At 55.7% G+C, this 255-nt stretch carries 1 protein-coding gene; it reads right to left on the bottom strand.

The annotated features are described in order from the left end of the window. Positions 1–255 (bottom strand): transposase (locus ACZIRK_RS45670; protein ID WP_474419908.1); only part of this gene is annotated, 255 nt, incomplete at both ends.

Raw genomic sequence — 255 nt, 5'->3', positions numbered from 1 at the left:
AGCAGAGTTGCGGCGATAGCGACGACAGCGAAGTAATTTCGTGCGGTTTTTTCGTAGCGCGTAGCAACGCGCCTGAAACGCTTCAGTTTCGAGAAGCAGCATTCGATTAGATGACGCTCGGCATAGAGGGGTTTGTTGAGCGGATATTTGATTGCCCGTGAGGGGTTGTTCGGAATGACGGCTTGAGCGCCTTTTGCGGCGATCGCGGATCGCAAGGCATCGGAATCGTAGGCGGCATCGCCCATCACGACCTCC

Source organism: Bradyrhizobium sp. Leo114 (assembly GCF_055229415.2).
This window is presented reverse-complemented; position numbering and strand designations above follow the sequence as displayed.